We start from the raw sequence: 18,677 nt of genomic DNA, 5'->3' as shown, positions 1-18,677 counted from the left end.
GCTCAGTGTCCCTTGAGCGCGTAGATGCCGGGTGCGTTGCGCCAGTAGCCCTTGTAATCCATGCCACAGCCGAACAGGTAACGGTCGGCGATGTCGAGTCCGGAGAAGTCGGCGCGCATGCCCGGTTCCGCCTTGCGCTCATGCACCTTGTGCACCATCACTGCAGTCAGCACGCGGGCCGCGCCTTCGTCGCGCAGGTGCTGGCAGATCGCCTTCAGCGTGTGGCCTTCGTCGAGGATGTCGTCGAGGACCAGGACGGTGCGCCCCTTCAGATCCTGGGTCGGACGGACGCGCCAGTCGAGCAGGCTGTTGCCTTTCAGTTGCTGCCCATAGCGGCTGGCGTGCAGGTAGGAGGTTTCGAGCGGGAAGTGCAGGCGCGACAGCAGGCGGCCGGCGAAGATCAGGCCGCCGTTCATCACCGTGTACACGAGCGGGTTGCTGTCAGCCAGCGCGGCGCTGATGTCGACCGCCATGCGGTCGAGCGCGGCGGCGACTTCGGCCGGCGTCGCCAGACAGTCGGCTTCGCGCATGGCGCGGTGGATTTCTTCGATGTCGGTGGTCATGGGGTCTCCTGGCAGGGCGAAGGGTCAGGGGCGGATGAAGGCCAGCGCGAGCAGCGCGGCAAAACCTAGCTGATGGGCCGCGGTGGCCGCGAGGATGCCGTTGAAGGCCGGGCCGGGTGCCGTCCGGATGAAGCGCCGGCAGAGCAGCAGGGCGAGCGGCAGGGTGAGCAGGGGCAGCGCAGCGTAAGCGCCCAGCGGTGCGGCAAGCAGGGCGAGCAGCAGGTAGGGTAGCAACATTTCCCCGATGTAGAGGCGGCAGGTGGCGGGGCGGCCGAGGCGAACGGCCAGCGTGCGGCGGCCGGCGTCGCGGTCGGTGTCGAGGTCGCGGTAATTGTTGACGGTGATTACGGCGGCCGCGTGCAGGCCGAGCAGGCTGCCGGCGAGGACGGCCAGCGCCGACCAGGCGGGCATTTGCAGGTAATGGCTGCCGCCAACGGCGACGATGCCGAAGAAGACGAGAACGAAGAACTCGCCGAACGGGCCGTAGGCGATCGGCCGCGGTCCGCCGGTGTAGGACCAGCCGGCGTAGAGCGAGCAAAGGCCGATGACGACGATCGGCCAGCCGGCATGGACGACCAGATAGACGCCGCAGAGGAAGGCCAGCGCGAAGCTGATCCAGGCGCCGACACGCACCGCGGCCGGCGTCAGCCAGCCTTCCGCGGTGGCGCGCCGGGGACCGAAGCGCCCCGGGCGGTCGATGCCGCGCAGGTAGTCGCCAACGTCGTTGAACAGGTTGGTGCCGATCTGGATCAGCGCCGCGCCGAGCGCCGCGGCAAGCAGCGGCAGCCAGAGCAGGTGCCCGGCTTCATGCCAGCCGATGGCGGTGCCGACAAGCACCGGCGACAGCGATACGGTCAGGGTTTTCGGGCGGCAGGCGAGAAACCAGGCGGTACTGGGGTTCATGCGGGGCTTTGGTGACGGACAGCCCGAACTTTAACCCGAATTTCCCGCCGCGGCGGCTTCAGGGCCAGGCGCGGGCGCCCCAGATCATCCGTTTGGCGACGAAGCGGCGCGCCGCCGGGCAGAGGTCGAGGGCGAGCAGGCCGAGGCCGCGTGCCGCGCGCAGGGGCGGGAAGTCGTTGGAGAAGGCGCGCACGACCTTGTCGGTGAACAGGGCGCCGCCCTGGCGGTCGAGGCGGCGCAAGCCGGGGTAACGGCCGAGGTCGTCGCCGTCGAGCAGCACTTCGGCCAGTTGCCAGGCGTCGCGCAGGCCGAGGTTGAAACCCTGGCCGGACACCGGGTGCAGCGTCTGGGCGCTGTTGCCGATCCAGACTTCGCGCTCCCTGACCAGCGTGTCGCGCATGCGCAGGGCGAGCGGATAGCGGCTGCGCTGGCCCGGCCGGGTAAAGCGCAGGGGGCGGGCAAACTGCTTTTCCAGCGCGGCGATGAAACCTGCGTCGTCGAGCGCCATCACCGCGTCGGCCTTGGCCGGCGGCAGCGTGAACACGATCGAGTACTCGTCGCCCAGCGGGAGCAGGGCGAGCGGGCCGTCCGGCGTGAAGCGTTCCCAGGCGCGCCGGCCGTGCCCCGGTATCGGCGACACTTCGCAGATCACCGCGTGCTGTTCATAGTCGCCGAGCAGCGTGCTCGGGTCGTCCCACGGCGTGCCTTCGGCGTGCACCAGGGTGCGCGCGCGCAGACGGCGGCTGACGCCCTGTTCGCGCAGGGCGACGGTGACGCCGTCGCGATCCGGCGTGATGGCGAGGATTTCCACTTCGGCGCGCAGCGCGTCCGGGGCCAGGCGGGCGGCCAATGCGGCGGCCAGGTCGCGGTAACGGACGACGTAACCGAGCGCCGGCAGGTCGTGTTCAGCGCGGTCGATCAGGGTGCGGCCGAAGCCGCCGCGCTGCGAGATGTGGATCGTCTCGATCGGCGTTGCTGCCTTGGTCGGCCAGGCGTTCAGCGTTTCCAGCAGTTCGCGCGCGCCGTGCGAGAGCGCCAGGGCGCGCGGGTCGGCCTGCAATGCGGCGGGCGGTCGACGGTCGAGCAGCAGCGATTTTCGCCCGCCGGCGGCGAGCGCCAGTTGCAGCGTCATGCCGACCGGGCCGGCGCCGATGATCAGGATGTCGACGGTTTCGACGGTGTCAGTCATGGCGCATCACCTCCTCGATTTCGGCGACGGTCTTCGGCGCCGTGGTGTAAACCGCGCAGCCGTCGGCAGTGACGCGCACGTCGTCCTCGATGCGGATGCCGATGCCGGCCAGCGCCGGCGGCACGTCGGCGGCCGGACGCAGGTAGAGGCCGGGTTCGACGGTGATCGTCATGCCCGGCTGCAGCGTCGTCCAGTCGTTGCCGACCTTGTATTCGCCAGCATCGTGGACGTCGAGGCCGAGCCAGTGGCCGGTGCGGTGCATGTAATAGCGCTTGTAATCGCCCTTCTCGATCAGGTTGTCGAGATCGCCAGCGAGCAGTTTCAGATCGACCAGGCCCTGCGTCAGCACGCGCACGGCGGCGTCGTGTGCTTCCATGAAGTGGCGGCCGGGGGCGGTGGCGGCGATGGCGGCGGCCTGCGCGGCCAGCACGATTTCGTAGATGTCTTTCTGCGCCGCGCTGAAGCGGCCATTGACCGGGAAAGTGCGGGTGATGTCGGCGGCGTAGCCCTGCACTTCGCAACCGGCATCGATCAGGACCAGCGTGTTGTCGTTGAGCAGCTTGTCGTTGCTGACGTAGTGCAGCACGCAGGCGTTGGCGCCGCCGGCGACGATCGGCGTGTAGGCGTGGCCGTCGGCGCCGCGCTTGCGGAATTCGTAGGACAGCTCGGCTTCCAGTTCGTACTCGGTCATCCCCGGGCGGCTGGCGCGCATGGCGCGGGCGTGGCCGGCGCTGGCGATGTCGGCAGCGCGCTGCATGATGACGAGTTCGGCCTCGTCCTTGACCAGGCGCATGGCGTCGAGTTCGGCGCGCAGGTCGTGGATCGCGCGCGGCGCCCGCTTGCCGGCGCGGGCCTGCGCGCGGACTGCGTTGAGCGCCTTGGTAATCCGTGCGTCCCAGGCATCGTCGTGGCCGACGGCGTGCCACAGGGTGTCGCGGTCGACCAGCAGTTCGGGCAGTTTCTTGTCGAACTGCTCGATCGAATAGGCCGCATCGAAACCGAAGGCCGCCTTCGCCGCTTGCGGACCGTAGCGGTAGCCGTCCCAGATTTCGCGCTCTTCATGTTTGTCGCGGCAGAACAGGATGGACTTCGGTTTCTTGCCACCGACCAGCACGATCACCGCTTCCGGCTCCGGGAAACCGGACAGGTACCAGAAATAGCTGTCGAAACGGTAGGGATAGTGCGCGTCGCGGTTGCGCACGACCTCCGGCGCCGTCGGGATGATGGCGACGCCGTCGGCTATGGTTTCGAGCAGGCGCTGGCGGCGGGCGATGAAATGGGCGTGAGTCATTCAGTCGGTGTCTTTCTTCGCGATTCGTGGCTGCGCATGCTCGAGCTGCTGGATGCTGCGCTCGGGTGTCGGCAGGTCTTCCGGCATGGTACCGCCGAGTTCCCCGATCGTCTCGCGTACTTTCCGGCCGACGGCGAGGTGGGTCTGGTTCGCCTCCTGCTTGCCTTTGACCCCGTCGCGGCGCAGTTTCTCCTCGGTTTGCGTGGCGCGGAACAGGTTGGCGGCCAGTTCGGTACTGCCCATGTGGTCGAGGATTTTCTGGCTTTTCTTCAGGCCCTTGCGGGCGTGGATGGCCTTGGCGCCGAGGCCGCCGTACAGGCCGCGATAGCCGTGATCCTGGAAAACGGCGAAGTCGAGGCCGCTTTCGACGCCGGCCTCGGCGGCTGCGGCCGCAAGGTATTTGTTGTGTTGGGCGAGTTCGTTGCGGATGGCGAGCCGCTTCTCATCTTCGCTCAGTTGCCCGAAGGTGTTGTCATTTGCCAGTTCCTGGCGGCGAGTCTGGATGGCAAAGTAGGTCTGACCGTTGGCGATAACCGGCTTGGAAGGGTCGCCGTTTTGGACGATCAGGTAGCAGGCGTAGCGGGAGAGGCGGATGTCGGGGAGTTGCCGCCTGGCGCCCGAGCCGATGTCGACCATTTCGAGGACATCCTCGAAATGGTCCGTAATGGACTGGCTGCTTTTGCCACAGGCCTCCTTGGCGCGCTCGACTACCGGCAGGAAATGGCGGTATTCCGAGTAGTCGAGTGCCTTGGCCAGTTGCCGGGCCTGCCAGTATTCATTACCGGCATCGTCGAGCTGGCGCAGGCCTTCAAAGCTGGCGTGGTGCTGGCGGGAAACGGGTGAGTCGGTCATCGCGGCATTCCTCCAGGGGCTGAAAGCGCCATGCTATTGGAATTCACTCCGCCTGTGCTGCGCGCAATTCGGTATCCAGCTCGGCCAGCCGTTGTGGCGTACCGACGTCGACCCAGCGGCCGGCGTGGCGTTCGCCGGTCAGCGTGCCGGCGGCGATTGCTGCGTCGAGCAGCGGGCGCAGCTTCATCGGCTGGTCGGCCGGGACGTGGTCGAACATGGCCGGGGAAAAAACGCCGATGCCGGCGTAGGTGAGTGTTTGCTCACCGTTGGCGGGGATGATCCGTTCGCCGCTCAGCGAGAAGTCGCCGCCGCCATGGTGCGCCGGGTTGTCGACCAGCAGCAGGCGGGCGCCGCCGGGCGGGCAGCCGCGCGCGGTGAAGGCCGGAAAATCGACGTCGCAGTAGACGTCGCCATTGACCACCAGGAAGGGCGCGTCGCCGAGCCGCGGCAAGGCGCGGGCAATGCCGCCGGCGGTTTCCAGGGCGCCCGGCGGCTCCGGCGAATAGGCGATGCTCAGCCCCCACGTCGAGCCGTCACCGAGCGCGGCCTCGATCTTCTCGCCGAGGTGGGCGTGGTTGATGACGACTTCGCGGCAGCCAGCGGCGGCCAGCTTCTCCAGATGCCAGACGATGAGCGGCTTGCCGCCGGCCTCAAGCAGCGGTTTCGGCGTGTGGTCGGTGAGCGGCCGCATGCGTTCGCCGCGGCCGGCGGAGAGGATCATCGCCTTCATGGGGCCGCGCTGGCTCACTTGTGGCGGTAGCCGATCTGCTCGGTCTGGCCGTCGAGCCGGTCGAGCAGGTTGAGCAGCGGCTTCAGTTGCAGGTAGCGGCTGGCGGTCTTCTTGGCGTAGGTCATGAAGCGCGGCAGGTCTTCGATGTACTTGTCCTTGCCGTCGCGGTAGTTGAGGCGGCAGAAGATGCCGAGCACCTTGAGGTGGCGCTGCAGGCCCATCAGTTCGTAGTCGCGCCAGAAGGCACCGAAGTCTTCGCGCACCGGCAGACCGGCGGCGCGCGCCTTTTCCCAGTAGCGGACGACCCAGTCGATTTCCTGTTCTTCTTCCCAGGAAATGAAGGCATCGCGGAACAGCGAGACGACGTCGTAGGTGATCGGCCCGTAGACCGCGTCCTGGAAGTCGATGACGCCCGGCGTCAGCGTTTCGGCGCTTTCGACGACCATCAGGTTGCGCGGCATGAAGTCGCGATGGACGAAGACCTTGGGCTGGTTGAGCGCCGAATTGATCAGGAACTTGAAGGTCCGGTCGAGCATCAGTTTGTCGTTGGCGTCGAGTTCGATGCCGAGGTGGCGGCTGATGAACCATTCCGGGAAGAGGTCGAGTTCGCGGCGCAGCAGCGGGGCGTCGTAGGGGGGCAGGGTGGCGGCAGTGGACGACAGCTGCCATTTGACCAGCACGTCGAGCACCGGGCGGATCAGCAGGTCGGCCAGCGAGAGGTCGGCGTTGAGCGCGTCGAGATAGCCGATGCGGCCGAGGTCGGTGAGGACCAGGAAGCCGTTGTCGAGGTCCTGGTCGAGGATGCGCGGCGCCGCCAGATCAGCCTTGGCGAGCAGGCCGGCGACCTTGATGAAGGGCTTGCAGTCTTCCTTCTCCGGCGGCGCGTCCATCAGGATGCGCGTGCTGCCGTCCGGCCAGGTCAGGCGGAAGTAGCGGCGGAAGCTGGCGTCGGCGGAAGCCGGGGTGATGGAGACGGACTGTTCGGGGAAGCGACTGGCAACCCAGTCGGTAACAAGTTGATCGCGCGACATCGAGTAGGGGAAGGTTCGTTGTAAAATGGCGCGATTTTAACACCCGGGCATCGGCCTTTCCGGTCCCGGCACCTCCAGAATGCCCCGATGACTGGTTTTTCCCGACGTCCGATTGCCGCGCTGGTCTGTTGCCTGTTTGCCGGCGTTCCGTTCGCCCAGGCGAGCACGGGCGAGGCCGAAAGCGCTGCCGCGGCCATCGGTGCCGCGCCGCTGCGTCTGGAGAAGCGTTTCAACCTGCTGGCGACGCGCAAGACGGCGCCGAAGCTGGCCGCTGCCGGCGGTCTGGTGCCCCTGGCCAGCGTTGACGATCCCTTGCCGCTCTTCCTCACTGCCGATCACCTCGAAGGTCAGGCCTCGGAGCTGGCCGTCGCCGAAGGCAATGTCGAGCTGCGCAAGTCGGGGTTGGAACTGCGTGCCGACCGCCTGACCTACAAGCCGCTCGACGACGAAGTCGATGCCAGCGGCCAGGTCGTGCTGCGGCAGGACGGTGCCGAGATCGAGACGACGCATCTGCGCATGAAGCTGTCGGACCGGCTTGGTTTTGCCGAGGCGTCGCGCTATGCGGTGACCAAGGAAGTCGATAGCCGCGTCTACGAGACCAACCAGAACGTCGTCACCGTGGCCAGCGTCAATGGCGCCAACAGTGGGGCGCCGATGATGCTCAACGTCGCCAACGTCTACGGCCTGCCGACCGAGCAGGCGCCGCCGCGTCAGATCACCGCGCAGGGCACCGCCGAACGCATCGAGTTCGCCGGCGAGAACCACATGCGCCTCGCCAACAGCACCTTTTCCACCTGCAAGCCGGCGTCCCCGGACTGGTACCTGAAGGCCGGCGAGATCGACCTCGATTACAACGAGAACTATGGCAACGCCAGCGATGCCTCGCTGTGGTTCAAGGGGGTGCCGCTGTTCTATGCGCCGAAGGCCTGGTTCCCGATGAACAGCCAGCGGCGTTCCGGGGTGCTGACGCCGTCGTTCAAGCAATCGACGAAGACCGGCCTCGACATCAGCGTTCCCCTCTACTGGAACATCGCGCCCAACTACGACGCCACCTTCTATCCGCGCTACATGAGCAAGCGCGGTACCCAGCTCGGCGTGGAGGCGCGTTACCTGGGCGAGAGCAACGAAGGCGAATGGCGTGGCGAATATCTGGGTGACGACGAGAGCAAGCACATCCGCCGCTACGCCTACACGATTCGCCACCAGCAGCGTTTCGCCGATGGCCTGACCGGCAGCCTGAACTGGAACGGCGTTTCCGACGACACCTACTGGGAAGACATGTCGTCGCGCCTGCTGCAGACCTCGCAGGTCCAGCTCGAACGGCGGGCCGCGCTGAACTACGCGCCCAGTCCGTGGTGGCAGGGCTCGCTGCAGGTGCTGCGTTACCAGACGCTGCAGCCCGATCCGGACAATCCGGTCGAACGGCCGTATTTTCTGGAACCGCAGTTGAACCTGCTCGGTTACAAGCCGGACCTGTTGGGCTTCGATTTCACGCTGCTCGGCCAGTATTCGCGCTTCACTCACGATGATCGCGCCAACAAGGACCGCGGCGACCGCTTCGTGCTCTATCCGCAACTGAGCTACCCGGCGATCGGCGCCGCCTACCAGATCACGCCCAAGCTCGGCCTGCACATGAGCAGCTACGCGATCGACCGGGCGACGCTCAACGGCGGCGGCTCAGACAGCATCACGCGCGTGTTGCCGACCTTCTCGCTCGATGCCACCACCGTCTTTGAGCGCGACCTCGATCTCCTCGGCAACCGCTTCGTGCAGACGCTGGAGCCACGCCTCTACTACGTCTATATCCCGTACAAGGACCAGAGCGAGATTCCGGTCTTCGACACTGCGCTGTCCGACTTCAATTTCGCCCAGGTCTTCTCCGAGAACCGCTACAGCGGCTACGACCGGATCAACGACGCTCACCAGCTGACGGCGGCGCTGACCACCCGCGCGCTCGACGGCGCAACCGGCGCCGAGCGCTTCAAGGCGATGATCGGCCAGCGCTACTACTTCGCCAAGCAACGCGTCACCCTGCCCGGCGAGACCTCGCGGCCGGACAATTTCTCCAACCTGATTGCTTCGGTCAGCGGCCTCGTTGCGCCGAAGACCTATGCCGAAGCAACCTGGGAATACAACTACGAAGAACGCACCAACGACCGCTTCTCGGCTGGCGTCCGCTTCCAGCCCGATTACGGCAAGGTGTTGTCGGCGAGTTACCGCTACACGCGCGACCCATTGACCAATGCCTCGGTGGTCGACCAGGTCGACTTCGCCGGCCAGTGGCCGCTGGCGCCGCGCTGGTACGCGGTCGGCCGCTTCAACTATTCGTTGCGCGACCACCAGACCCTGGAAACCATCGGCGGCCTCGAATACAACGCCGGCTGCTGGGCCATGCGCGGTGTCGTGCAGCGCCTGGCGGCAACCTCTGGCGACGCCAATACCAGCTATTACCTGCAGCTCGAACTGCAGGACTTCACCAGCATCGGTTCCAATCCGCTCGGTCTGTTGCGGCGTAGCATCCCGGGTTATGGTAAAACCAACGAACTGCCCGTCGACGGCAACCTGATCGCCAACCCATGACCACCATGTCCAAGACCCTGATCCTTTTCCTTTCCCTGTGTTCGCTGCTCGTGCCGGCCGCCCAGGCCGCGCCGGCGGAAGCCGTCGAGGCGGACTACATCGTCGCCGTCGTCGGCGACGGCGCGATCACCCGCAACGAGCTGCGCTCGCGTCTGGAAGTGGCGCTGCGCCAGTTGCAGAAGCAGGGGACGCCGCTGCCGCCGCAGGACGTGCTGGAAAAGCAGATGCTCGAACGCTTGATCATGGAGCAGGTGCAGTTCGCCTACGCCAAGGAAAGCGGCCTGCGCATCGATGACGCCCAGCTCGACCAGGCGATCGGCCGCATCGCCGCCAACAACAACATGTCGCTGGCCCAGTTCCGCGTCGCGCTGGAAAAGGACGGCATCGGCTACGGCGAATTCCGTGAGGAAATCCGCGGCGAGATGATCATGGCCCGCCTGCGCGAGCGCGAGGTGGAAAGCCGCCTCGCCGTCTCCGACAGCGAAATCGACAACTACCTGGCGAACCAGGCGGCGAGCGGCGGCGGTGACGAATACCGGCTGGCGCACATCCTGTTGCGGGCGCCGGAATCGGCGACGCCGGAACAATTGCTGAAGCTGCGCCAGCGTGGCGAACAGGCGCTTGCCAAGGCGCGTGCCGGGGAAAATTTCGCCGAACTGACGGCGGCCTTCTCCGATGCCCCGGATGCCCTGCAAGGCGGGGATATCGGCTGGCGCCCCCTGGATCGCCTGCCGGTCCTCTACGCCGAAGCCGCTGCCAAGCTTCAAGCCGGCGGGGTCAGCGAGTTGCTGCGTTCTTCCGCCGGTTTCCACATCGTCAAGCTGGTCGAACGGCGCGGTGGCAACCAGCCGGCCTCGGTGCAACAGACGCACGCCCGTCACATCCTGATCCGGACCAACGAAGTGATGTCGGAAGCCGATGCCCGGCATCGTCTGGAAACCGTGCGTGAGCGCATCGTCAATGGCATGGACTTCGCCGAGCAGGCACGCATCTTTTCCCAGGACGGCTCGGCCGCCAAGGGCGGCGACCTCGGCTGGCTCAACCCGGGCGACACCGTGCCCGATTTCGAGCGGGCGATGGACGCGCTCAAGCCGGGCGAACTCAGCCAGGTCATCAAGTCGCCGTTCGGCATGCACCTGATCCAGGTCGTCGAACGCCGTGAACGCGACGTCTCCGCCGAGCGCCAGCGCACGGTTGCCCGCCAGGCACTGCGCGAACGCAAGCTCGACGAGGCCTATCAGGACTGGCTGCGCCAGCTGCGCGACCGCACCTACGTCGAAAATCGCCTGGAGCAGCAGTAATCCTTGAAACCTCAGTTGACCGCTTATCTCTCCTTGTGCCGCCGCATGAATGCTGGCCTCCGCGCCTGCGATGCGAGTCACGCTTTTGGTGATGGCGCTACGCGGCCGCTGGCACGTCCGGACGGGCGCCCGGCTTTGTCTCTCCTCCTTGCAGGCATGAGCCTGCCGCGTCGTCGCTTCGCGCCGGCCATCCAGTCCAAACGCGCCATCGGCCGCGTCCAACTGAGGTCTCAAGGATGATCCCACCGGTGATCGCCGTCACCAGCGGCGAACCGGCCGGCATCGGTCCCGAACTCTGCCTGCAGCTTGCCGGCTGGTCCGGCGCGGGTCGCCCGGTTGTCCTCGGCGACCGCCAACTCCTCGCGCAACGCGCCGAACAACTTGGCCTTGATGTCGTCCTGCGCGACTATGCGCCCGCCGTGCCGGCGGCGCCCGGCACGCTCGACGTCATCCATCTGCCGCTCGCGATGCCGGCCGTCGCCGGCAAGCTCGACGCCGCCAACGGCCGCTACGTGCTGGCGCTGCTCGACCGCGCGCTGGCCGGTTGCCAGTCCGGCGAATTCGCCGCGATGGCGACGGCGCCGGTACATAAGGGTGTGATCAACGACGCTGGCGTTGCCTTCACCGGTCATACCGAATACCTTGCCGAAAAAACCGGTACGCCGCTGGTGGTGATGATGCTGGCCGGCGATACCGAGCGCGGTCCGTTGCGCGTCGCGCTGGCGACCACGCACCTGCCGCTGAAGGAGGTGCCGGCCGCGATCACCGCCGATCTGCTCGAACGCACATTGCGCATCGTCGATGCCGACCTGCGCGGCAAGTACGGCATCGCCGAACCGCGCATCCTGGTCGCCGGGCTGAACCCGCACGCTGGCGAGGGCGGCTACCTCGGCCGCGAGGAAATCGAGGTCATCGAACCGCTGCTCGAAAAATTGCGTGGCGAAGGCCTGCAGCTCTCCGGCCCGCACCCCGCCGACACCATGTTCACCCCGCCCGTGCTGGCCGGCGGCGACGCGGTGCTGGCCATGTACCACGACCAGGGCCTGACCGCGCTCAAGTACGCCACCTTCGGCAACGGCATCAACGTCACCCTCGGCCTGCCGATCATCCGCACCTCGGTCGACCACGGCACCGCGCTGGCGCTCGCCGGCACCGGCCAGGCCGACGCCGGCAGCCTGTTCGCCGCAGTCAGCGAAGCGGCGCGCATGGCACAAAGGAAACAGCAATGAAGGGACACGTCGCCCGCAAACGCTTTAGTTCCGGCATAACCCGCCTGCGGCGCGTTAGCCTTCTCTGAAACGGCGACCACTGATGAAACATATTCCACGTCGCCGTTTTGGCCAGAATTTCCTGATCGACCAGGGCATCATCGGCGCCATCGTCTCGGCGATCGACCCCAAGCGCAGCGATACCGTCGTCGAGATCGGCCCCGGCCTCGGCGCCATCACCGTGCCGCTGCTCGAACGCGTCGACCGCTTGCACGTCGTCGAGATCGACCGCGACCTGATCGCCCGCCTGAAGAAACAGCATCCGGCCGAACGCCTCGCCATCCACGAGGGCGACGCGCTCGCCTTCGACTTCGCCTGCATCGGCAGCGACCTGCGTCTGGTCGGCAACCTGCCGTACAACATCTCGACGCCGCTGCTCTTCCACCTCGCCAGCTACGGCCAGCAGGTGCGCGACATGCACTTCATGCTGCAGAAGGAAGTCGTCGAGCGCATGGTCGCCGAACCCGGCTGCGCCGACTATGGCCGGCTGTCGGTGATGCTGCAGTACAGTTTCTGGCTGGAATGGCTGATCGACGTGCCGCCGGAGAGCTTCGACCCGCCACCCAAGGTCGATTCGGCCGTCGTCCGGTTGATTCCGAAACCCCCGGAGCAGCTCACCGCGAAGCATCCGGAACGGCTGTCATCGCTGGTCCAGGCCGCCTTCGCCCAGCGCCGCAAGATGCTGCGCAACAACCTCAAGGGCATCCTCGATGACGCCGGCTTCGCTGCGCTCGGCATCGCCCCGACGCTGCGCCCGGAAGACCTGCCGGTCGAGGACTACGTGCGTATCGCCAACTACCTGACAAAATAAAACCCGCCGCAGCGGGTTTTGTCGGGGTGAGGCTTGCCTCAGTCCTTCTTCAGTGGGCAGGTGTTCAGGCCGATCAGCGGATACAGCGGGCACCAGCCCATCAAACCTGTTGCCAGGGGAACGATGCCGATCCATGCCCAGACCGGGCCGCCGGTGAGGGCCCAGGCGATCAGGGCGATGCCGGCCACGATGCGCAGGATTTTGTCGATGCCGCCAACATTGCTTTTCATGATGTGTTCTCCAAGAGGTGAGTAGACGACGCCAATGTAACCGCGCCGTGCTGCGCAGTATGTAACCTGGGTCACACAGCAGCAAGCTTGTTCAGGCCGTCGCGGTCGGTCACTGTCAGTTGCTCACGGCCGAGGCTGACCAGGCCCTGGGCGGCGAAGCCCTTGAGCAGGCGGCTGACGATCTCGCGCACGCTGCCCAGTTCGTCGGCCAGTTGCTGGTGGGTGATGCTCAGTGTGTCGGCCTGGCGGGCCAGGATCAGCTTGGCCAGGCGCTGGTCGAGGCGGGCGAAGGCGACTTCCTCGACCAGTTGCATCAGCTCGCCGATGCGCTCGGAAAACAGGTGGAAGACGAAATCGCGGAACGGTGCGTGGTCGACCAGCAGCCGTCCGAACTCGCCGACCGGCAGGGCGAGCAGGCTGAGCGGGGTTTCGGCGATGCCGCGCGCGTTGTAGTCGGTGTGACCGAGCAGGCAGGACGAGGAGATGATGCAGGAGCCGCCGGGGCTGACCCGGTAAAGCAGCAGTTCGCGGCCGCTGCTGGCCTGCTTGACGACCTTGATGCTGCCGTCGAGCAGCAGCGGGAAGCCGGTGCACGGCTGGTGTTCGGAGAAGACGCAGGCGCCGGCCGGTAGCTGGAATAATGCCGCGGGTTGCAGCAGTCGCTCGAGCCGGGCCGGCGGTAGGTCGGCCAGCGCCGGATAGAGGCGGAGCAGGGTGGCGCGGTCGAGACGGGGTGCCGTCACGTTCAGTCCAGCGTTGCCCAGACCGGGGCGTGGTCGGAGGGGCGTTCGCGCTTGCGCGGGCCGCGGTCGACGCCGGCCGCTGTGCATCTGGCGGCGAGCGGGCCGGAGAGCAGGATCATGTCGATGCGCAGGCCGAGGTTCTTCTGGAAGCCGAGCATGCGGTAGTCCCACCACGAGAAGGTCTTTTCCGGGTGCTCGAACAGGCGGAAGCTGTCGGACAGGCCGAGCGCCAGCAGGCGGCGAAAGGCGGCGCGCTCCGCTTCGGAGACCAGGATGCAGTCGCGCCAGCGCTGCGGGTCGTGCACGTCGCGGTCGTCGGGGGCGATGTTGTAGTCGCCGCCCAGCGCCAGTTGCGGGTACTGCCGGAGTTCGCCGTCCAGCCATACGGCCAGCGCGTCGAGCCAGCGCAGCTTGTAGTCGTACTTGTCGCAGCCGACTTCCTGGCCGTTCGGCATGTAGGCACCGACGACGCGCACGCCGTCGACCGTGCCGGAAATCAGCCGCTTCTGCTCGTCCGGGAAATGCGGGTTGCCGCAGACGACATCCTCGATCGGCGAGCGGGCGAGCAGGGCGACGCCGTTGTAGGTCTTCTGGCCGGAGAAGGCGACGTGGTAGCCGGCGGCCTCGATTTCGGCGCGCGGGAAGTTGTGGTCCTCAAGCTTGAGTTCCTGCAGGCAGACGACGTCTGGTGCGGCTTCCGCCAGCCAGTCGAGCAGGTGTGGCAGGCGGACCTTCAGCGAATTGACGTTCCAGCTGGCAATTTTCAAGGCGTCTTCCCTGCTTGTGGGTATCCGGCGAGGTCGAGCATGCGGCCGTAGGCGTCGGCGTTGAAACCGCGGTGCGACTGGCTGCCGACCTTGATCGACGGCACGAAGACGTCGCCGACCAGGCGTTTCAGTTCCTCGATCTGCTCGGGCGACTGCACTGTCGTCTCGCTGAAGGGAATCCGGCGTTGCTGCAGGAGTTCGCGCGCCTGCCGGCATTCATTGAGGCAGTCAGCGGTGGTGTATAGCGTCACCGGGTGCTTCTGCGCCGCCAGTTTCGTTGCGAAGGGCAGGCCGTCGTCCGGCTGCGCCTTGCCGGCGGCTTTTTCGACATTGCGTGCCTGACCCGGCGGCGGCGTGTCGGAAATCACCGTGCGCCCCTGCGCATCGGTCCATCGATAAGCCTGCGCCTGAGCGCCGGCGCAGCACAGCAGCAGGCAAAGAACGAGCAGTCTGGACATGAGGGCCTCCCCGAACGGAATCAGGCCGCAATCATACCGCTATGTCGCAGCAGTGCGTCGGGGCTCGGTTCGCGGCCGCGGAAGGCCTTGAAGTTCTCCAGTGCCGGCCGTTCGCCGCCGCGCGACAGGATTTCCTCCAGGAAGCGCCTGCCGACCACCGGGTCGAACGGATCGCCGGCTTCTTCGAAGGCCGCGTAGCAGTCGGCCGACAGCACTTCCGCCCACTTGTAGCTGTAGTAGCCGGCCGCGTAGCCGCCGCCGAAGATGTGCGAGAAACTGTTCGGGAAGCGGTGCCACTCGGGCGGAATCAGTACGGCGACTTCGCGGCGGACTTCGTCGAGCAGGTCTATCACCGTCTTCTCGCCCTTGGGGTCAAATTCGTAGTGCAGGCGCATGTCGAAGATCGAGAATTCGAGTTGGCGCACCGTCATCATCCCGCTCTGGAAGTTCTTCGCCGCCAGCATCTTGTCGTAGAGCGCGCGCGGCAGCGGTTCGCCGCTGTCCACATGGGCGGTCATTCCCTGCAGCACGTCCCATTCCCAGCAGTAGTTTTCCATGAACTGCGACGGCAGCTCGACCGCATCCCACTCGACGCCGTGGATGCCGGAGACGCCCAGTTCCTCGCCGCGCGCCAGCAGGTGGTGCAGGCCGTGGCCGGTTTCGTGGAACAGGGTGATCACCTCGTCGTGGGTGAAGGTGGCTGGTTTGCCGCCGACCGGGCGGGCGAAGTTGCAGTTGAGGTAGGCGATCGGTTTCTGGATGCCGCCGGCCGCCCGCTTGCGCGAGCGGGCCTCGTCCATCCAGGCGCCGCCGCGCTTGGTTTCGCGGGCGTAGAGGTCCATGTAGAACTGGCCGACCAGTTCGCCGGCCGGTGTCTCGATGCGATAGAAACGTACGTCCTCGTGCCAGACCGGCGCGCTGTCTTCCTTCACCTTGACCGTGAACAGGCTCTCGATGACCTGGAACAGGCCGGCGATCACCTTCGGTTCGGTGAAGTACTGCTTCACTTCCTGCTCGGAGAAGGCGTAGCGCGCCTGCATCAGCTTTTCCGAAGCGTAGGCAGCGTCCCAGGGCTGGAAGTCGGTCAGGCCGAGTTCGTCCTTGGCGAAGGCCTTCAGTTCGGCGATGTCCTTCTCGGCGAAGGGCTTGGCCTTCTTCGCCATGTCGCGCAGGAAGTCGAGCACCTGCGCTGGCGTGTCGGCCATCTTGGTGTATAGCGAGACCTCGGCGAAGTTGTTGAAGCCGAGCATGGCCGCGTCCTCGGCCTTGAGTTCGAGCAGGCGCTTCATGATCGGGCCGTTGTCCCATTCCGGCTTCGAGTAACCGTTGTCGATCTCGGCGGCGCGCGTCGCGTAAGCGCGGTACATGCGGGCGCGCAGCTCGCGGTTGTCGGCGTACTGCATCAGCGGGCCGTAGGACGGCGCGTGCAGCGTGAATTTCCAGCCGTCGACGCCAGCCTTTTCGGCGGCTTCGCGGGCGGCATCCCTGGCGTAGTCGGGCAGGCCGGCGAGCAGGGCTTCATCGGTGACGATCTCGGCGAAGGCGTTGGTCGCGTCGAGGATGTTTTCCGAGAACTTGGCGGAAAGCTGCGACAGTTCTTCCATGATCGCCTGGAAGCGCGGCTTCTGGTCTTCCGGCAGTTCGGCGCCGCCGAGACGGAAATCGCGGATCTCGTTATCGACGATCTTCTTGCGCTCGGCGGAAAGCGTGGCGTATTCCGGACTTTGCTTGAGCGCCCGGTACTTGTCGAACAGCTTGAGGTTCTGGCCGAGTTCGGTGTAGAAGCGCGAGACTTCCGGCAGCATCTCGTTGTACGCCTCGCGCCAGGCCGGCACGTCGTTGACCGAGTGCAGGTGGCCGACCACGCCCCAGGCGCGGCCGAAGCCTTCCAGGCCTGCGCTCAGGGCGCCGGCGAAGTCGGCCCAGGTGGCCGGCGTGCTGTCGGCAGTCAGGCGGTCGACCAGGGCGCGGCCGTCGGCGAGCAATTGGGTGATCGCCGGCTTGACGTGTTCCGGCTGGATCAGGTCAAAGCGGGGCAGGTCGGTGAAATCGAGCAGGGGATTGGTGGCGGTCATGGTCTTTTCGCGGGGCAAGAAAAAGGGGCGGTCCTGGCCGCCCCGGGGTTTTGGCGTCAGCGTCCTATTCTACTAGCTCGCGGTAGGCATGCCACGAGGCGTGGCCGAGCATCGGCATCAGGACGACCAGGCCGAATAGCAGGGTGGCGAAGCCGGTCAGCGTCAGGATCACGATCAGCACCGCCCACAGCGCCAGCGGGCCGGGGTTGGCGGCAACCGCGCGCAGGCTGGTGGCCATCGCGGTGACCGGGTCGCAGTCGCGGTCGACCATCATCGGCACCGAAACCACGGTCAGCGCGAAGACGAAGGCAGCGAGCAGCGCGCCGAGGCCGAGCCAGGTCAGGCTGAAGAGCAGGTGTTCGCCGGAGAACAGCAGTTCGTTGAGATAGACGCTGGCGCTGCCGCTGGAAGTCGCCCCGAGGAGGGCGAAGGCGACGGCGGTGAAGCGTTCCCAGAGCGTGGCGATCAGTGCCAGCAGCAGGCCGAACAGCGCCAGCGACTGGAAGTTGCGGCGGAAGACGCGCAGCGATTCGACGAAGATCAGCTTCTCGCCGTTGGCGCTGGCCCGGCTCAATTCGTAGAGTCCGGCGGCGAGCAGCGGGGCGACGAAGAAGAAGCCGGAAATCGACAGCGCGACCAGATGCGGATGTTCGAGCAGGGCGAGGATGATCAGGTTGCCGCCGAGCGCGAAGAGCAGGCCGTAGGCGAGCGAGGCGATCGGGGTGCGGCGGATGTCCTGCCAGCCGGCTTCCAGCCAGCGGCTGGGGGCGCGGGCATCGACGCGGCGGATTGCCGGCAGGTCGTGCCCGAAACTGTTGAAGCTTGAAGGGGCATGCATGTCGATCTCCTGAACGATACGGACACCCCTTCAGACCGCCGAGCGGGGCCGGAGGTTCCGGCCCGATACAGCCTGTTACAGGGTCTGGCCGGTCAGCTTCTCGAAGGCTTCGACGTACTTGGCGCTGGTACGGGCGACGACTTCCGCCGGCAACGCCGGTCCCGGCGCCTTCTTGTTCCAGTCCAGGGTTTCCAGATAGTCGCGCACGTACTGCTTATCGTAGGACGGCGGGTTGCTGCCTTCGGCGTACTGGTCGGCCGGCCAGAAGCGCGACGAATCCGGGGTCAGCGCCTCGTCGATCAGGTGCAGCGTGCCGGCGGCGTCGATGCCGAACTCGAACTTGGTGTCGGCGATGATGATGCCGCGCGTCGCCGCGTACTCCGACGCTTCCTGATAGAGGCGGATGGCGGCGTCGCGCGCTTCACCGCAGAGCTCGGCGCCGGTCTTGCCGGTGCCGGCGAGGGCGGCGTTCAGCGTGGCGTCGCAATTGGCGGCGGCCTGTTCGAAGGAAACGTTTTCATCGTGATCGCCGACTTCGGCCTTGGTCGCCGGCGTGAAGATCGGCGCCGGCAGCTTTTGCGCCAGCTTGAGGCCGGCCGGCAGGGCGATGCCGCAGATGGCGCCGGTCGCCTGGTAATCCTTCCAGCCGGAACCGATCACGTAGCCGCGCACCACGGCCTCGATCGGCAGCGGCTGCAGGCGCTTGACGACGACGGCGCGACCACGCACCTGCTCGCGTTCATTTTCGGCGACGACCGATTCCGGGTCGATGCCGGTCAGCTGGTTGGGGACGATGTGGCCGAGCTTGGCGAACCAGAAATTCGCCACCGCCTGCAGCACTTCGCCCTTTTTCGGGATCGGGTCGGGCAGGATGACGTCGAAGGCCGACAGGCGGTCGGTGGTGACGATCAGCAGCTTGTCGGCGTCGACCGCGTAGATATCGCGGACCTTGCCCTTGGAGAGCAGCGGCAGGCTGGTGATGGAGGAGGCGAAGAGCGGAGCGGTCACGGTCGTGGTCCCGAAAGCAAAAGCGTGATTATAAACCAG

18 protein-coding genes are annotated in these 18,677 nt (G+C 66.4%); 4 read left to right on the top strand and 14 right to left on the bottom strand.

Going from position 1 to position 18,677, the window contains the following annotated elements; translation table 11 throughout:
- Positions 1 to 2: 2 nt before the first annotated feature.
- From ACE3OV_RS02305 to ACE3OV_RS02275, 7 genes are read right to left on the bottom strand one after another with little or no spacing between them, the layout of a single operon-like run.
- Positions 3 to 563, bottom strand: coding sequence for a hypoxanthine-guanine phosphoribosyltransferase (locus ACE3OV_RS02305; RefSeq protein ID WP_374324622.1), 561 nt, complete (start codon positions 561 to 563; stop codon positions 3 to 5).
- A 24-nt stretch (positions 564 to 587) separates the two neighbouring features.
- Positions 588 to 1,466 (bottom strand): 1,4-dihydroxy-2-naphthoate octaprenyltransferase, encoded by an 879-nt coding sequence (gene menA, locus ACE3OV_RS02300; RefSeq protein ID WP_374324620.1) that lies wholly within the window; start codon positions 1,464 to 1,466, stop codon positions 588 to 590.
- 58 nt (positions 1,467 to 1,524) lie between these two features.
- Positions 1,525 to 2,655 carry an FAD-dependent monooxygenase gene (locus tag ACE3OV_RS02295; protein ID WP_374324617.1) on the bottom strand — a complete coding sequence of 377 codons (1,131 nt, stop codon included), beginning with the start codon at positions 2,653 to 2,655 and terminating at the stop codon, positions 1,525 to 1,527.
- The gene (locus ACE3OV_RS02290) at positions 2,648 to 3,946 is read right to left on the bottom strand and encodes an aminopeptidase P N-terminal domain-containing protein (RefSeq protein WP_374324615.1); all 1,299 of its coding nucleotides are present in this window, start codon (positions 3,944 to 3,946) and stop codon (positions 2,648 to 2,650) included. The genes ACE3OV_RS02295 and ACE3OV_RS02290 overlap by 8 nt, the downstream gene beginning before the upstream one ends.
- Positions 3,947 to 4,798, bottom strand: coding sequence for a DNA damage-inducible protein D (dinD, locus tag ACE3OV_RS02285; RefSeq protein WP_374324613.1), 852 nt, complete (start codon positions 4,796 to 4,798; stop codon positions 3,947 to 3,949).
- A gap of 43 nt (positions 4,799 to 4,841) precedes the next feature.
- Positions 4,842 to 5,528, bottom strand: a complete 687-nt coding sequence (murU, locus tag ACE3OV_RS02280) for an N-acetylmuramate alpha-1-phosphate uridylyltransferase MurU (protein ID WP_374324612.1) — start codon at positions 5,526 to 5,528, stop codon at positions 4,842 to 4,844.
- A gap of 14 nt (positions 5,529 to 5,542) precedes the next feature.
- On the bottom strand, positions 5,543 to 6,559 hold the full coding sequence (locus ACE3OV_RS02275) for an aminoglycoside phosphotransferase family protein (protein ID WP_374324610.1): 1,017 nt from the start codon (positions 6,557 to 6,559) through the stop codon (positions 5,543 to 5,545).
- 87 nt (positions 6,560 to 6,646) lie between these two features.
- On the opposite strand from ACE3OV_RS02275, the gene ACE3OV_RS02270 reads away from it, so the two are divergent.
- The 4 genes from ACE3OV_RS02270 to rsmA all read left to right on the top strand — a co-directional run bounded on the left by ACE3OV_RS02270 (position 6,647) and on the right by rsmA (position 12,519).
- Positions 6,647 to 9,139, top strand: a complete 2,493-nt coding sequence (locus tag ACE3OV_RS02270; protein ID WP_374324608.1) for an LPS-assembly protein LptD — start codon at positions 6,647 to 6,649, stop codon at positions 9,137 to 9,139.
- Positions 9,140 to 9,144: 5 nt separating this feature from the next.
- Positions 9,145 to 10,440, top strand: coding sequence for a peptidylprolyl isomerase (locus ACE3OV_RS02265; protein ID WP_374326218.1), 1,296 nt, complete (start codon positions 9,145 to 9,147; stop codon positions 10,438 to 10,440).
- Between the two features lie 236 nt (positions 10,441 to 10,676).
- The gene (gene pdxA / locus ACE3OV_RS02260) at positions 10,677 to 11,669 is read left to right on the top strand and encodes a 4-hydroxythreonine-4-phosphate dehydrogenase PdxA (RefSeq protein ID WP_374324606.1); all 993 of its coding nucleotides are present in this window, start codon (positions 10,677 to 10,679) and stop codon (positions 11,667 to 11,669) included.
- Between the two features lie 82 nt (positions 11,670 to 11,751).
- A complete protein-coding gene (gene rsmA / locus ACE3OV_RS02255; protein ID WP_374324604.1) occupies positions 11,752 to 12,519 on the top strand; it encodes a 16S rRNA (adenine(1518)-N(6)/adenine(1519)-N(6))-dimethyltransferase RsmA in 768 nt (255 codons plus the stop codon).
- A 38-nt stretch (positions 12,520 to 12,557) separates the two neighbouring features.
- Here rsmA and ACE3OV_RS02250 read toward each other — a convergent pair whose 3' ends face one another.
- The 7 genes from ACE3OV_RS02250 to ACE3OV_RS02220 form a co-directional block, all read right to left on the bottom strand.
- Positions 12,558 to 12,749: a DUF2892 domain-containing protein gene (locus ACE3OV_RS02250; RefSeq protein WP_028994277.1), complete on the bottom strand. Its 192-nt coding sequence runs from the start codon at positions 12,747 to 12,749 to the stop codon at positions 12,558 to 12,560.
- 71 nt (positions 12,750 to 12,820) lie between these two features.
- Positions 12,821 to 13,498 carry a Crp/Fnr family transcriptional regulator gene (locus ACE3OV_RS02245; RefSeq protein ID WP_374326217.1) on the bottom strand — a complete coding sequence of 226 codons (678 nt, stop codon included), beginning with the start codon at positions 13,496 to 13,498 and terminating at the stop codon, positions 12,821 to 12,823.
- Entirely contained in the window at positions 13,495 to 14,259 is a 765-nt protein-coding gene (gene xth, locus ACE3OV_RS02240; RefSeq protein ID WP_374324601.1) for an exodeoxyribonuclease III, read from the bottom strand. The genes ACE3OV_RS02245 and xth overlap by 4 nt, the downstream gene beginning before the upstream one ends.
- Complete coding sequence (locus tag ACE3OV_RS02235; protein WP_374324600.1) at positions 14,256 to 14,717, bottom strand: DUF4124 domain-containing protein; 462 nt, start codon at positions 14,715 to 14,717, stop codon at positions 14,256 to 14,258. The genes xth and ACE3OV_RS02235 overlap by 4 nt, the downstream gene beginning before the upstream one ends.
- Positions 14,718 to 14,737: 20 nt before the next feature.
- A complete protein-coding gene (locus ACE3OV_RS02230; RefSeq protein WP_374324598.1) occupies positions 14,738 to 16,792 on the bottom strand; it encodes a M3 family metallopeptidase in 2,055 nt (684 codons plus the stop codon).
- Positions 16,793 to 16,856: 64 nt separating this feature from the next.
- Positions 16,857 to 17,630 carry a DUF2189 domain-containing protein gene (locus ACE3OV_RS02225; protein ID WP_374324596.1) on the bottom strand — a complete coding sequence of 258 codons (774 nt, stop codon included), beginning with the start codon at positions 17,628 to 17,630 and terminating at the stop codon, positions 16,857 to 16,859.
- A 75-nt stretch (positions 17,631 to 17,705) separates the two neighbouring features.
- Positions 17,706 to 18,638 carry a phosphoribosylaminoimidazolesuccinocarboxamide synthase gene (locus tag ACE3OV_RS02220; protein WP_374324594.1) on the bottom strand — a complete coding sequence of 311 codons (933 nt, stop codon included), beginning with the start codon at positions 18,636 to 18,638 and terminating at the stop codon, positions 17,706 to 17,708.
- Between the last annotated feature and the right edge of the window lie 39 nt (positions 18,639 to 18,677).

Source organism: Azonexus sp. (assembly GCF_041909095.1).
Taxonomy (GTDB): Bacteria; Pseudomonadota; Gammaproteobacteria; order Burkholderiales; family Rhodocyclaceae; genus Azonexus.
The sequence above is the reverse complement of the archived record's forward strand: the minus strand, read 5'-3'. Positions and strand labels throughout refer to the sequence as shown.